Origin of the sequence: Nonomuraea corallina, assembly GCF_027620315.1 — a bacterium.
Lineage (GTDB): Bacteria > Actinomycetota > Actinomycetes > Streptosporangiales > Streptosporangiaceae > Nonomuraea > Nonomuraea corallina.
The window spans coordinates 14,128-27,849 of the sequence record NZ_JAPNNL010000019.1 but is presented as its reverse complement, the minus strand read 5'-3'; the positions used below and the strand labels follow the sequence as shown (position 1 = coordinate 27,849).

The 13,722-nt window shown below is 71.9% G+C and carries 14 protein-coding genes; 6 read left to right on the top strand and 8 right to left on the bottom strand.

What is annotated here, in order from left to right; all coding sequences use genetic code 11:
• The first annotated feature begins 40 nt into the window (after positions 1-40).
• Positions 41-733 (top strand): NAD(P)-dependent oxidoreductase, encoded by a 693-nt coding sequence (locus OUY22_RS07645; protein ID WP_270154093.1) that lies wholly within the window; start codon positions 41-43, stop codon positions 731-733.
• A gap of 125 nt (positions 734-858) precedes the next feature.
• On the opposite strand, the gene OUY22_RS07640 is transcribed toward OUY22_RS07645, so the two are convergent.
• Together OUY22_RS07640 and OUY22_RS07635 are read right to left on the bottom strand one after the other, a co-directional pair.
• Positions 859-1,038 (bottom strand): hypothetical protein, encoded by a 180-nt coding sequence (locus tag OUY22_RS07640; RefSeq protein WP_270154092.1) that lies wholly within the window; start codon positions 1,036-1,038, stop codon positions 859-861.
• Positions 1,039-1,095: 57 nt separating this feature from the next.
• Positions 1,096-1,608: a hypothetical protein gene (locus tag OUY22_RS07635; RefSeq protein WP_270154091.1), complete on the bottom strand. Its 513-nt coding sequence runs from the start codon at positions 1,606-1,608 to the stop codon at positions 1,096-1,098.
• 114 nt (positions 1,609-1,722) lie between these two features.
• On the opposite strand from OUY22_RS07635, the gene OUY22_RS07630 reads away from it, so the two are divergent.
• Together OUY22_RS07630 and OUY22_RS07625 are read left to right on the top strand one after the other, a co-directional pair.
• Complete coding sequence (locus tag OUY22_RS07630; protein ID WP_270154090.1) at positions 1,723-2,160, top strand: anthrone oxygenase family protein; 438 nt, start codon at positions 1,723-1,725, stop codon at positions 2,158-2,160.
• A gap of 22 nt (positions 2,161-2,182) precedes the next feature.
• Complete coding sequence (locus OUY22_RS07625) at positions 2,183-4,621, top strand: YecA family protein (RefSeq protein WP_270154089.1); 2,439 nt, start codon at positions 2,183-2,185, stop codon at positions 4,619-4,621.
• Here the strand turns inward: OUY22_RS07625 and OUY22_RS07620 are convergent.
• The 3 genes from OUY22_RS07620 to OUY22_RS07610 form a co-directional block, all read right to left on the bottom strand.
• Positions 4,591-4,713 carry a hypothetical protein gene (locus OUY22_RS07620; RefSeq protein ID WP_270154088.1) on the bottom strand — a complete coding sequence of 41 codons (123 nt, stop codon included), beginning with the start codon at positions 4,711-4,713 and terminating at the stop codon, positions 4,591-4,593. The two genes, OUY22_RS07625 and OUY22_RS07620, sit on opposite strands and share 31 nt — an antisense overlap.
• A gap of 65 nt (positions 4,714-4,778) precedes the next feature.
• Complete coding sequence (locus OUY22_RS07615) at positions 4,779-5,432, bottom strand: ABC transporter permease (protein ID WP_270154087.1); 654 nt, start codon at positions 5,430-5,432, stop codon at positions 4,779-4,781.
• Positions 5,433-5,573: 141 nt separating this feature from the next.
• Complete coding sequence (locus tag OUY22_RS07610; protein ID WP_270154086.1) at positions 5,574-6,272, bottom strand: ThuA domain-containing protein; 699 nt, start codon at positions 6,270-6,272, stop codon at positions 5,574-5,576.
• Positions 6,273-6,479: 207 nt separating this feature from the next.
• Between OUY22_RS07610 and OUY22_RS07605 the strand changes: the two genes are divergently transcribed.
• Complete coding sequence (locus tag OUY22_RS07605; protein WP_270154085.1) at positions 6,480-7,562, top strand: DUF6745 domain-containing protein; 1,083 nt, start codon at positions 6,480-6,482, stop codon at positions 7,560-7,562.
• A 10-nt stretch (positions 7,563-7,572) separates the two neighbouring features.
• Positions 7,573-8,013, top strand: coding sequence for a hypothetical protein (locus OUY22_RS07600; protein WP_270154084.1), 441 nt, complete (start codon positions 7,573-7,575; stop codon positions 8,011-8,013).
• A gap of 5 nt (positions 8,014-8,018) precedes the next feature.
• Here OUY22_RS07600 and OUY22_RS07595 read toward each other — a convergent pair whose 3' ends face one another.
• Positions 8,019-9,395, bottom strand: coding sequence for an alpha/beta hydrolase family protein (locus tag OUY22_RS07595; protein WP_270154083.1), 1,377 nt, complete (start codon positions 9,393-9,395; stop codon positions 8,019-8,021).
• A 132-nt stretch (positions 9,396-9,527) separates the two neighbouring features.
• On the opposite strand from OUY22_RS07595, the gene OUY22_RS07590 reads away from it, so the two are divergent.
• A complete protein-coding gene (locus OUY22_RS07590; protein WP_270154082.1) occupies positions 9,528-10,040 on the top strand; it encodes a hemerythrin domain-containing protein in 513 nt (170 codons plus the stop codon).
• A gap of 36 nt (positions 10,041-10,076) precedes the next feature.
• Here OUY22_RS07590 and OUY22_RS07585 read toward each other — a convergent pair whose 3' ends face one another.
• Together OUY22_RS07585 and OUY22_RS07580 are read right to left on the bottom strand one after the other, a co-directional pair.
• Positions 10,077-11,900: an ABC transporter ATP-binding protein gene (locus OUY22_RS07585; protein WP_270154081.1), complete on the bottom strand. Its 1,824-nt coding sequence runs from the start codon at positions 11,898-11,900 to the stop codon at positions 10,077-10,079.
• Positions 11,900-13,711, bottom strand: a complete 1,812-nt coding sequence (locus OUY22_RS07580) for an ABC transporter ATP-binding protein (protein WP_270154080.1) — start codon at positions 13,709-13,711, stop codon at positions 11,900-11,902. The genes OUY22_RS07585 and OUY22_RS07580 overlap by 1 nt, the downstream gene beginning before the upstream one ends.
• Positions 13,712-13,722 lie beyond the last annotated feature (11 nt).

The window sequence follows — 13,722 nt, the reverse complement described above, 5'->3', positions numbered from 1 at the left end:
ACACAGACGCCACGACGGCCAAGCTAGCGGAGGTGCGTACGTGAGACTTGTGATCTTCGGGGCCAACGGCCGGACCGGCCGGATCGCCACCGCCCAGGCGCTCGCCGAGGGGCATGACGTCACCGCGGTGGCCCGGCGTCCGGAGGAGTTCCCCCTGGAAGATCCCCGGCTGACCGTGGTGAAGGCGGACGTGCGGGACGGCGCGGCCGTGGACCGGGTCGTGGCCGGGCACGACGCGGTGATCTCGACACTCGGGGTCCCGTACGGCTCGGCGGACACCACCATGGCCACCGAGGCCGTCGGGGCCATCGTAGGAGCCATGACCGCCCACGGGGTCCGGCGGCTGGTCATGGTCACCTCGACCGGGGTGCCGATGAAACCCCCGCCCGGCGAGACGTTCTTCTACCGCAAGGTGATCGCGCCGTGGCTGGTCAAGCTGGGACGTCCGCTGTACGAGGACGCGGCGCGCGCGGAGGAGATCGTGGCGCGCAGCGACCTCGACTGGACCGTCGTCCGTCCCTCGGGGCTGTTCGACCGCGACGGCGTCACCGACTACACCGTCGGCCCCCCGCAGATGGTCGGCCGGTTCACCTCGCGCCGCGACCTGGCGGACGCGCTCATCCGGGAAGCCGTCGAGGACCGCAACCCGCGGGCCGTCGTCGAGGTCATCACCACCGAAGGCACCCCGAACCTCTACCGCATGCTCGCGAAGGAGGCGCTGCACATCGGATGACCCCGCAAACGCGACAGGCACGAACCTCGCTGACGAGGTTCGTGCCTGTTCGTCATCCCCGCGCCGGAGACGTCACGCTCCCCCCATGGAAACGACGGTTCCGGACGCGGCGCCGCGTGGACGTTCTACACGTCCTTGCACCACATCCAGCCGTGGTCGGAGACCCAGCACTGGTACCAGCCGTCATTCGGGCGGGCCTGGGCGGCGCCGGCGACGAGGGACAGGGAGGCCGCGGCGATCACCGTCAGGGCGGCGATGCGGCGGCCGGCGCGCGCGAAGGCGCCGGACTTCTTCTCGATGCTCATGGGAAGGATTCCATCGCACCCCACTTGTAACGATCTTGGATCCGACTGCAACGGCGATCAGATCCACCAGATCATCAGCAGGGCGATGCAGAGGGCCAGCGCCATGAGGCCGAGCGTCCGCGGCTGTCGGGCGGCCTCCCACAGGGAGGCCTTCACCAGGACGGCGATCATGGCCAGCGCCAGCACCAGGTGCAGCGCGTACCACCAGATCGTGCCCGCGACGTAGGCGCTGAGCACGTCGTCGGCGCTGGCGTAGCCGGCGATCCCGCCGGCCACGCACAGCGCCACCGCCGCGATCGCGTACCGGTGCCGGGCGAGCACGACCCAGACGCAGACCCCCAGGATGAGGACGAACAGCGACTTGTGGTGCAGCTGGCGCATGCGCAGGCCGCCGTCCACGTCGAAGCTGATCCGCAGAATGGAGGCGTAGGCGTCGCTCATGGGGGTGCCCCGCAGCGGCTCGTAGGCGCCGTCGTAGACGGTGAGGCCGTCGCCGGGGGTGAAGTGGAAGGCGAGGAAGCCTCCGGTGATCAGGGCGAAGAGAAAGCAGAAAAGCAGCGTCTCGCCCACTAATTGTCCTGCTCGATCCATTCGCCATATCCCACCATGAACGAGACGCTCGCACATGTGATTGAGAGGGCTGTACATGGACCGGTTTCCCCCGGCCCGGCCACCATGGTGACCATGCTCGTACTCCCTCTCATCGCCCTGGTGCTGCACGGCGCGCTCGCCGGCCTCTTCTACGCCTTCTCCATGTCCGTCATGCCGGCGCTCGACGCCGTCGAGCCCGCCAGGGCCGAGGAGGTGATGCGGAGCATCAACAGGAAGATCCTCAACCCCTGGCTCTTCCTCGTGTTCCTCGGCGCGCCGATCGCGGCGCTGGCGGCCGGGCTGTTCGCCGGCGGCCCGGCGGCGATCTGGTTCTTCGCCGCGGCCGGGGTCAGCGCCGTCGGCTCCTTCCTGGTCACCATGGTGATCAACGTGCCGATGAACAACGCCGTCGACGCCGGGACGATGCCGTGGAAGGAGTACTCGCCGCGGTGGACCCTGTGGAACACGGTCAGGGCCGCGGCGTCCCTGATCGGCCTGGCTCTGGTCGGCGTCGGCCTGATCAACCTGTGACGGCGGCGCTACGGTTCTCTGTATGACCGGCGACTCCCCTCATTGGGCCGACGAGATCACGGCGTTCGTCACAGCCGAAGGGCCTGTGCCTTTCGAGAAGCTGGCCGAGCGCGCGAACGTGTCGCGTTCCGTCCTCCGTACCTTCCTGGACGAGCATCCCTACCTGTGCCCCGACTCCGGCGGCGACTGGGTGAGCGGGCTGCGGCTCGCCGACGGGGTGGCGTTCCTGCACGAGCTGAGCGCCGCCGAGGTGGCGGCCGGAGTGCTCGCGGCCGATGACGATCTCGCGCTCTGGGCGCGGTTCGCCCAGGACGGGCTGCCCCTGGCGGGCGGCGGACAGGTGGGCGCGACCACGTTCCTCGACCTGCCGGCCGGTTTCGGCAACGGGCTGCCGCCCGGCCGCGGCGGCATCGGGCAGGTGCTGACGGGGCCGGACGGCTGGCTGACGGAGTTCTCCCCCGGCGACGTGCTCTCGGTGCGGCTCCGCGACGGCGGCCTGGAGATCTCCGCGGCCGAAGTGCCGGAGGAGACCGGCCGCGCGCGTCAGGTGCGCGACTTCATGCTGCTCGCGGCCACGGAAGCGATGCGGATCTACCTTGAGGAGGATCGCGAGAGCCCGATCGCGCCCTTTGACGAGTTGCTCGTCTCGCTGCTGAGGTCGGACCCGGAACTGCTCGCCGATCCGCTGCCTCCGCTGGCGCGGATGCTGCGCGGCGCGGGCATGGAGACCTTCGGCGGCAGCGTCGGCGTGCCGGGGGTGCCGTGGGATCTCAGCAGGGTACGCGGACTGCGCCGGGAGGAGGTCGTGGCGGGGGCGATGGCCGTCGGCATGCTGGTGCTCTGGGCCGAGGAGGATCCCGAGCACGCGCCGACTCTCCTGCGCGACTACCTGACGGCCACGCCGGGCGTGATCGGTTACGTCGCCGACGAGGTGGAGGTACGCGCCGCGGAAGGCGCCCGTTTCGGCGAGCAGCTTGCCAAGCTCGGCGCGATCGCGAAGACGCCGGCGGAGCGGGCGGCGGTGACGCTGCTCCTGGCGAGGTCGGCCGAAGGGTCCGGCGACTCGGCCGAGGCGGAGCGCCTGGTGCACGAGGCGCTGGCCGCGCAGCCCGCGCTGGTTCCGGCGCTGGCGGACGCCGGCGAGTACGCCGCCTGCCGGGGCGAGTTGCACGCCGCCGACGACTACCTGCGCCGCAGCGGTCTGGTGCCCGCCGACTCGTTGCGCAGGGCGATGCGGAACCTGCTCGTCCCGCCCCGTACCAAGACCGGCCGCAACCATCCGTGCCCGTGCGGGTCCGGCCGCAAGCACAAGCTGTGCTGCCTGAACAACGCCGTGCACCCGATCACCGAGCGGGCCAAGCTGCTCTACGCGCTGCTCGCGACGTACGTCCAGCGCGCGCCCGCCCGTGAAACGCTCAGCCTGCTCATCAGCCGCAGCGGCGCCGACGACGCCAGCGTGTTCCTCTGCCTCGACCTGCTGCTCACCGACTGCGGGTTCGCCGAGCGGTTCCTGCGGGCCCGCGGCGGGTGGCTCAGGGCCGACGAGCGTGAGCTGGCCGAGTCGTGGCTGGACGTGCCGATCGGGCTCTACGAGGTCGTCCAGGTCCGTAAGGGGACCGGCGTGACCGTGCGGCCGATGCCGGACGGGGAGCCGGTGTTCCTGCCCGATCGGAAGTTCTCCGGCTCGGTGCGTCGGCTGGACCTGTTCTGCGGCCGGCTCCTGCCCGACGGCGAGCGGCCTCGCGTGCTCGCGCTGCCCACGCTGGTCCCCCGCGACCAGCGGGCCGAGCTGGCCGGCCTGCTCGCCGGCGAGCACTCGGCCGAGCAGCTGGCCGAGTTCTTCGGACCTCGGCCCGAGCCGTACGTCCGCAACGGCGACGGGCACGAGTACGTCGACGCCGAAGCGGTCCTGAAGGTGACCGGGGGCGGCCGGGCCTGGGCGCGGCTGGCCGACCGGATGGTGGAAATCGACATCGATGTCCTGGAGTGGCACCGAGAGGTCGGCGGGAAGGTCGTCAGCGCCGGCCAGGTCACCGACGAAGGCGACCACTGGGTGGTGCGGGCGAACTCGGTGGAGCGGCTCACGGAGCTGGAGAGAATGGTCCGCGAGGTGGCGCCCGACGCCGTCGAGGTGCGCAGGAAGGCGGAGCGGCTCGGCGGCGGGCCCCATCCTCGGGCCAGAGAGTTGATTGTGGAGAGTTACGTGGTGAGGGATGCCGGCCAGGCGCTGCCGCGCGCCCAGGCCGAGTCCTGGATCGACGCGGTCCCCGGCTCGGGCCTGAGCCCGCGGGAGGCGGCGCGCGCGGGCGGCCGGGCCCTGGCGGATCTGGAGACTCAGCTCGACGACATGGAGTGGCACAACGATCGGAGCGTGCAGGCCGGGAACGGAGTCCTCATGGACGTCGACTGGATCCGCCAGGAGCTGGGGCTTCAGCGCCAGCGGGACTCGCCGTCGAGGTAGCGGCCGGCGTCCTCCAGGCTCTCCGGCTGGTACGGGGTGAACAGGTTGGGCGCGAAGCGGCTCTGGTAGCCCTCGAAGATCTGCCGGTACATGTCCCAGTGGATGTCCGGCTGGCGGTGCCTGGCGCGGTAGGCGGCGATGGGGATCTGGGCGACGATCAGCTTCTCGAACTTGCTGTCCGCCGCCGCGAGGGCGTTGCCGTGAGCCCGATGACCGTGGCCGTCGGGATGATCGCGTTGCGTGCGGTGATGCGGCGCAGGATGTGCCGCTCGGGCATGCCCATCGCACGGGCGAACGACACGTAGTCGGCCTGCGCGATGTCGATCATCGAGGCGGGCAGCGTACGGGCGATGATGGCGCCCGAGCCGAGGCCGAGGGCGAAGGCGGGCAGGATCACGGTGCGCAGGTTCTCCACCGGATCGTCCCCGAAGTGCACCCATCCGCTTGAGGGCAGCACTCCCTTGACGTAGAGGCCGACGGCGACCCAGAACACGAAGGCGATCAGGCTGAGTTCGAGGGTCACGGGGAGCCGCTCGGCGATGATGTCGATGACCGGGCGGTCGCTGAACAGCGAGCGGCCGAAGTCACCGGTCAGCAGGTTGCCGACGAAGGTGCCGTACTGCACCCAGATCGGCTGGTCGAGCCCGAGCCTGCGCTCGACTTCCGCCACCTTCTCCGGCGTGGGGTTCATGCCGAGGTAGGCCTCGGCGGAACCGCCGGGGGCGGCTCTGAGCATGAAGAAGACGAGCGTCAGGACGATCAGCAGGACCAGTGCGAGACCGGCGACCCTGCGTCCGACGTACCGGAGCATCGCAGGCCCCTCTGGCTCAACGCTGTTTCGCGTGGCGGACTGTCATTGCGGTGAGCGGAATACCAATCACGCATTCTGGGCATACGAAGAGATTTGCCGGACAATTCGGAACATCGTTCCGAGAACCAAGGTTCTTTGGGGCTACCGGGACGCCCAGAGCATGCCGCGTTCGATGATGGTGCGTACGGTGTCGTCCCGCAACACGTCAAGGCTGTGGCCGGGCGTGGTCACGAAGATCCGGCCGGTCCCCCAGTGCCGGGTCCAGATCGCCGGCGAGGTGACCTCCCGGTGCCAGGGGTCCCACGGGCGCACCTTCTGCGTGGTCGTGGCCAGCACGTCGACGTAGTCGTCGGTCAGCACCCAGTACTGCTCGGTCACGAGGTCGAAGTCCGTCAGGCCCTCGGTGATGGGGTGGGCGCCCGCCTCGGGGAGCAGGTTCACGGTGTACGGGACGAAGTTGTGCGCCTCGGCGCTCTCGTGCGGCTCGGCGGGGTCCTTGCCGGGATGGCAGGCGAACTGCCCGCCGATCAGGTGCAGGTAGTCGGAGGAGGCCCGGAAGGAGTCGGCGATGCCGCCGTGCCAGCCCGCCATCCCGGTGCCCGCCTCGATCGCGGCGCGCAGGCCGGCCAGCTCGTCCGGCTCGATCGTGCCCATCGTGTAGCACTGCACGACCAGGTCGACGCCGGACATGAAGGCGGCGTCCGCGTACGGCGCCGGGGAGCCGGCCCGGTGCACCTCGAAGCCGTGCCGTTCGAGGAAGGGGATGAAGAGTTCGGTGGCGGCGACCGGGGCATGCCCCTCCCAGCCGCCGCGCACCACCAGTGCCTTACGGTTCGTCATGCTCGCGCCTATCGCTCGGAGGGCCGACGACTCCGATCGTCACACCTCCGGCGGGACCTGCGGCGATCATCTGTGGAGGAATGCACAGATAGCGCGTGACGGACGCCACACGCAACCGTCCCCGCTCCTCCCGGCCACTGGACAGATGACGCCCCGGCCTGTCACCATCGCGGACATGATCAGAAAGGATCGCGCCACCCGGAGCCGGTGAGCGCACGTACGCGGCGGGAAGCCGCGACCATCCGCGAAGAATGGCTGGGCCTGGCGTTGTCGACGCGGCCCTGCGACCGTCAGGCGGCCGAGGCCGCCATCTCCGAGCTCTACCTCCTGGCCGGGTTCGACCGGCCGCGCTTCCACTGGGCGTCGTCGCCCTTGACCGCTCTCGCCACGCTGCCGCCGGGCGTCCGGCCGCGCCCCGGCGAGGACCCCGACCGGGTGCCGCACTGGCCGGTGGTCACGAGCCTGTCCCGGCTTGCGGCCGAGCTGGGCGGACGGATCGACGCCGCGGTCCGGGGCGCCCACCGGGAGCTCCACGAACTGGTCCGCCGCGAGGTGCACGACCCCCTCGCCTGGTCGGCGCGCCGGCTCGTCCCGGTGCTGGAGGCGGCGCACGGCCGTCCGCTCCGGCGCGTCAGCTGGTACGAGGACGTCACGACCGTCGCGTGGCAGGCGCGGCACGACGCGCTGCGCCGGCTGGGCGGCGTCGAGGTGTTCAGCCGGGCGCAGGAGCGGCAGGCCCGGCTGTGGGCCGCGGTGGCCCGCTCGTGCGGCTGGTGGTGGCCTCGGCGGGACCTGTGCGTGCTCTCGGAACGCCCGGCCGAGCTGCGCACCGAGGTGTGCGGCGAGCGCGGCGAGGTGCGGCCGCACCACGGCGGCGGCCCGGCCGTGCGGTTCGCCGACGGCTGGGACGTGTACGCCTGGCACGGCACCCGGGTGCCGTGCTGGGTGATCACCGACCCGTCCGTCGAGCGCATCTCGCGGGAGCGCAACGTCGAGGTCAGGCGGTGCGCGATCGAGCGCCTCGGCTGGGGCGCCTACCTCGACCGGGCCGGGCTCCGGTTGGTCGCCGCCGCCCCCGACCCCGGCAACCCCGGCTCCGAGCTGCGGCTCTACGACGTGCACACGGGCACCAGGGTGCTGCTCGCCGTCAACGGGTCCGTCGAGCGCGACGGGACCCGCCGCCGTCACGGGCTGACCGTGCCGTGGTACTTCGACGACCCGATCGCCGCCGCCGGCTGGACCTACGGGCTGTCCGCCGACCAGTACGCCGGACTTCTCCGCCGAACCTGAGGTGAATGCCATGAACGTCACTCTCGCCACCCTCGAAGCGCAGACCGGGCTGACCGCGCTCGACCACCTGGAGCGGTCGGTCCGCATCCCCGTCGTCGACGGCCTCCAGGCCCAGGGCGACCTGATCGTCATCCCGCTGGCCATGATCGCCGGGTCCGTCCGCCGCTCTCGCGCACCCGAGCGCTGGGAGCACGTGCCTCCACACGGCGTCGAGCTGCTGCGCGGCGAGGCGGGGGGCAACCCGCACACCCTCGTCGCCGAACCGTTCGCCTGCCGGTGGACCCCGTGGACGTCCGACTCCGAACGGCTGGCCATCGGCATGTTCGAGACCACGGCCCCGGCCTACCTGCTGCACCCGGAGCACGGGGCGACGGGCTGCGCGCCCGGCGCGTACGTGGTGCGCCGCCAGCGCGAGCGGGAAGGCCCGCGGGCCCGCCTGGTCGCCGACTGATCACGTCAGGGGCAGGGGGCGAACAGCGAGCGGGTGCCGGTCGCGTAGGCCGACGGGTCGGTGAACCGGCACCCGTAGTCCGGATCGGCCACGACGGAGGGCGTGATCACGTCGTCGCCCGCGGGCCGGGGGCCGCCGCGCTGCCATCGGACGAGGTCGTCCCAGGCGGCGCCGGCCTCGGCGTCGCTGAACTCGCAGTGGCCCACGGCCCTGATCGCCCGCTGCACCAGGTGCTTCGTCCGGCCGTGCCGGGCCACGTCCGTGCGGTACTCCTGCTCCATCGAGAACGGCACGAAGAGGTCCCCCAGGTCGTGCAGCGACAGCACGGGCACGTCGATCCGCCCCGACACGCTCGGCACGGCGGTGAGCGCGCGGCTGAACCGGGTCGCCGGGTCGGCGGGCGGCACCCGCTGCACGGTCGCGTTGACGTTCACCGGTGAGGAGGGCGCGTAGCGGGTGCCGAGGTTCGTGGCCACCCGGCCGGGCTGCTGGGCCGGCGTGCCGCCCTCGTCCGGCCCGGCCAGCCCGAACAGGAAGTCCTTCCAGTACGCGAACGCGGCGTCCGCGCCGGGCCGCTCGCCGCCGCTCCGGTTGATCACGATCTCCCGCAGCTGCGCGCCGAGCGTGTTGCCCGGCTCCTGCCCGGTCAGCCCGAGGCGCTCCTGGATCTTCGGCACGGCCGAGGTCGCGTAGTCGGCCGGGAACGGGTACGCAGGCACGTCCGCCAGGTCCTGGGCCACCAGGTGGAAGTCGAGGAAGAAGTCGAACAGCTCGTGGTCGCCGAGCACCCCGCACATCGGCAGCGCGGCGTCGTAGAAGCCGGGGTACTCCTCCAGCGACCGGACCGTGACATGCCCGCCCATCGACGCCCCGGTGATGAACGTGCGCTTCGGCTTGCCGACCAGCCGCGCGAAGTGGCCGGCCAGCGCGCGGGTGCTGAGCACCCCGGCCCGCACGTCGTAGTCGTTGGCGTAGTACGAGGAGGCCGCCCAGGCGTACCCCTGGTCGAGCAGCCGCTGCCGGAGGCCGTAGCCGGGCGGGTCGACGGAGAGCACCCGGGTGGCGCCGCGGAAGCCGTGGGCCCACATCGCGAGGCCGCCGTTCCAGCGCGGCGGCACCTCGATCTGGTACGCGGCGTGGCCGTGCACCCCTTGCAGGACCCGGGCCGGTTCGCCGCGCACGATCGCGGGCGCGAGCGGCGGGTTGTCGATGGTGTAGCCGGGCAGCGGCTGGTCGCCGGGCACCCCCGGCCGCGGCCGCCCCGCCTCGGAAGCACCGGCGTCCCCAGGGCCGGGCGGGCCGGTGCGGGCTTCCGCCGCGCCGGGCACGAGCAGGGCGGCGGCCAGGGCGAGGGCGGAGAGAACCAGGCTCGGACGGCGCATCTGCCGTCACCTCCGGGCGGGCTGATCGGGGGAGTGCGGGTGATTCGTTCATACTCCGCCGCGGCGGGCGGTGAAAGGGTCCCTCACCGGGCGGCACGGTTGACGGCCCGCCGCCCGGGTAGCCACGAGCCCATGACCGTGCGGAACGACGTCATCTCCCTCGTCCAGGCCGACCACCGCCGGATCGAGGTTCTGTTCAAGCGGCTGCTGCTGAACCAGCAGGACCCCGGGCCCGCCGTCAGCGCGCTGCACGCCCTGCTGACCGCGCACTTCCGCGCCGAGGAGGACGTGTTCTACCCGCTCCTGAACGCCCACCACGGCTTCGCCCAGCACAAGGAGGCCGAGGTCCACCTGGACGCGCTGCGGCGGGCCGACGCCGGGACGCCCGAGCTCACCCAGGCGCTGCACCAGCTCGTCGTGTCGGTGATGGCGCACTTCTGCGACGAGGAGACGACGATCCTCCCGATCCTGGCCCGCGGCAAGACCGGGGAGGAGCTGGCCGCGCTGGGCGCGGCGTTCCAGGAGGCCCGGCAGCGTGAGCTGGACGCGCTGAGAGGCCGCCCGGCCGCGGGCGAGCCCCGCCGGGCCAGCGGCCGGTTCGGCACGGGCAAGACCCGGGTGCAGGAGGTGCTCACCACGCTGTGACCCCCGGCCCGGGGCGGACGAGCCGGGGGATGCCGGTCAGGACGAGCCGAGGGGCACGAACCCGCTGCCCGCCCGGTAGTGGGGCGACTGGTGGCGGAAGTAGGTGTTGTAGACCTGGCAGTAGCGGCCGCCCCTGGCGAGCAGCGTCAGATGGTCGCCCTCCTCGACGATGCGGCCGTGGTCGAGCACGATGATGCGGTCGACGTGCTCGATCGTGGACAGCCGGTGGGCGATGACGATGGAGGTGCGGTCGGCGAGCACCACGTCGAGGCCCTCCTGGATCTGGGCCTCGGTGAGCGGGTCGACGCTGGCCGTGGCCTCGTCGAGCACCACGATCGCCGGGTCCTGGACGAGCAGGCGGGCCAGCGCGACGAGCTGGCGCTGGCCCATCGACAGGGCCCGGCCGTGCTCCCCGACGTCGGTGGCCAGGCCCTGGGGCAGGGCGTCGATCCAGTCGCCGCCGCCGACCGCCTCGGCCGCCGCGCGGACCTCGTCGTCGGTCGCGTCGGGCCTGGGGTAGCGGATGTTGTCGGCCACCGTGCCGCTGAACAGGAACGGCGCCTGCGGCACCGCGCCGATCTGCCGGCGGTAGTCGCCCAGGTCGAGGCCGCGGATGTCGCGGCCGTCGACGAGCAGGCGGCCCTCCTGGAACTCGTAGAAGCGGGTGATCAGCTTGCTGAGCGTGGACTTGCCGGCGCCGGTGTGGCCGACGAGCGCGACCGTCTCGCCCGACTCGATCCGCAGGTCGAAGTCGCGCAGCACCGGGCTGGCCGGGTCGTAGCCGAAGGTGACGCCCTGGAACTCGATGCGGCCGGCCAGCCTGCCGACCGGCTCCGCGCCGGTCTGCACCACCCGCAGCGGCGCGTCGATCAGCGCGAAGACCCGCTCCGCCGCCGACAGGCCCTGCTGGAACTGCGACCAGAACGCGGCGATGGACGTCAGCGGGAACCAGAACAGCGCTACGCCCTGGAGGAACAGGTACCAGTCTCCGGCCGAGAGCCGCCCGTCGAGCACGGCCGTGCCGCCGAGCTGCACGAGCGCGACCGTGGCCAGCCCGGCGACCAGGAACAGCACGGGGAAGATGGCCGAGAAGACGAAGCCCTGGCGCAGCGTCACCTGGTAGCTCTGCCGGTTGATCGGCAGGAACTCGTCGTGGACCTGACGCTCCTGGCGGAAGCTCTTGGCCACCGCGATGCCGCCCATGGTCTCCTGCAGGTTGGCGTTGACCCGGCTGAGCGAGCGCTGCGCCCTGCGGGTGGTGGCGCGGGCGAGCCGCCGGAACAGCAGGGCCAGGCCCATCACCACCGGCACCACGAGGAGCGTCAGCAGGGCCAGCTCGACGCTGCGCAGGAACAGCAGGACCGTGACGAACCCGACCATCAGCACCTGGCTGACGAGGTCCATGGTGAGCGTGGACACGGTGGCGAAGTCGTCGGTGTCGGACGTCACCCGGCTGACGATCCGGCCCGAGGGCGTCTCGTCATAGAACGACAGGTCGCGCTGGAGCACCGCGTCGAAGGCGTCCTCACGCAGGTGGAGCACGACGTCACCGGTCACCCGGGCGCTGAACCACTGGCGGAAGAAGTTGAACACCCAGCCGAGGGCCCCGGCCAGCAGCAGCGCCCCGGAGAGCAGCCAGGCGGCGTCGCCGATCGTGCCGTCCTGGACGGCGTCGACGCCCCAGCTGACCACGAGCGGCACCGCCGCCTGGCCCAGCGACCCCAGCACGATCATGGCGGCGACCACCAGCATCGCCCCGAACTTGGGCCGGAAGTAGGACAGGATCCGGCGCAGCAGCTCGCGGTCGTTGTAGGTGCGGTCGTAGTCCTCGGCCTCCAGGCCGTCCATCAGGAAGCCCATCAGGAGGCCCTCCCCTGCTCGCCCGCCAGCACGGGCGCGTCGCCCTCGCCCGGCAGGGCCTCGTCGTAGTGGGCGAAGATCCGGCGGTAGAGGGGGCTGCGGCCGAGCAGCTCGTCGTGGGTGCCGAAGTCGACCAGCTCGCCGCGTTTGAGCAGCAGGACCTTGTCGGCCCATCTGATCTGGGACAGCCGGTGGGTGATCAGCAGGGTGGTGCGGCCGTCGAGCAGGCGGCCGATCGCCTGCTGGATCAGGTCTTCGGTGGCGGAGTCGACGGCGCTGGTGGAGTCGTCGAGCACGAGGATCGCCGGGTCGGTCAGCAGCGCCCGCGCGATGGCCAGCCGCTGGCGCTGGCCGCCGGAGAGGGTGACGCCGCGCTCGCCGATGACGGTGTCGTAGCCGTCGTCGAGCTCGCCGATGAACTCGGCCGCCTGCGCGTCTTCGGCGGCCCGCACCACGTCGTCGCGGCCGGCCCGCTGGCCCAGGCCGAAGCCGATGTTCTCGGCCACCGAGCGGGAGAACAGCACGATGTCCTGCTCGATGGCGGAGATCTGGGAGCGCAGCGAGTCGAGGTCCCACTCCCGCACGTCGACGCCGTCGACGAGGACGCGGCCGGAGGTGACGTCGTAGATGCGCGGGACGAGCTTGGTGAGCGTGCTCTTGCCGGAGCCGGTCTCGCCGACGACGGCGACCGTCTCGCCCGGCCGCACGGTGAACGACACCCCGCGCAGCACCGGGTCGCCGCCCTCGTAGCCGAACGTCACGTCGTCGAAGACGATCTCACCGGTGATGGGCGCGGCGTGGCCCTCGGCCGGCTGCTCCAGCTCGGTCTCGGCGTTGACGATGGCCAGGATCCGGCGGGCGGCCACGATGCCGAGCTGCACCAGCGAGAACGTGAAGATCGACATCTGGGTGGGGAAGCCGAGCATGCCCATCAGCCCCATGAAGGCCACCACGTCGCCGATCGTGATCTGGCCCGCCGCCTGCAGCGCGAGCGCGTGCCACAGCGCCCCGGCCATCGCGGCCGCGAAGAGCAGCGTCGGCAGGTAGCGGGCCTGCACCAGGCCGTTGCGTACGAACGAGTCGCGGTAGAGGCGGGCCCGGGCGCGGAAGCGGCGGCGCTCCTGCGCCTCCTGCGCGGTGACCTTGATGACCTCGATGCCGCGCACGGCCTCGTTGAGCCCGGCGTTGAGATCGCCGAACTGCTCGCGCATCCGGGTCGCCACCGGGTTGAGCTGGCGCATGTAGTGCCAGAGCGCGAGCACGAACAGGACCGCGAACACGCCCGGCACGAGCAGCAGCCGGGGGTCGATCATGGCGATGAAGAACAGCGGCACCAGGCCGGACAGTCCGGAGTCGACGATCAGGTCGACGCCCGGGGAGATCATGATGGACAGCTGCCGGATGTCGTTGGCGGCCCGGGCCATCAGGTCGCCGATCCGCTGGCGGTTGTGGAAGGTCTGGCTCTTGCCCAGCAGGCTCACGTAGAGCTCGTCGCGGGCGTCACGCTCCAGCCGCTTGGCCAGCACCTCACCCGACAGCCGCGCCGCCACGTCGAACAGGCCGCGGGCCAGCACCACCGCCAGCGTGACCAGCGCGATCGCGCCGAGCGCCGACCGCTCGCCCAGCACCGCGTCGAAGGCCGAGCCGATGAGCTGCGGGACCATGGCGTTGAGCACCACCATGACCAGCGACCCGCCGAGGAACCCCGTCAGGTGGAGCGGGTGACTGCGCACATGGGACCAGAGCCAGCGCACCGGGCCCCGCCGGTCGTAGACCGGCCCGGAGACGGAGAACTCCGAACTGCTGCTCACGGAAACGGCCC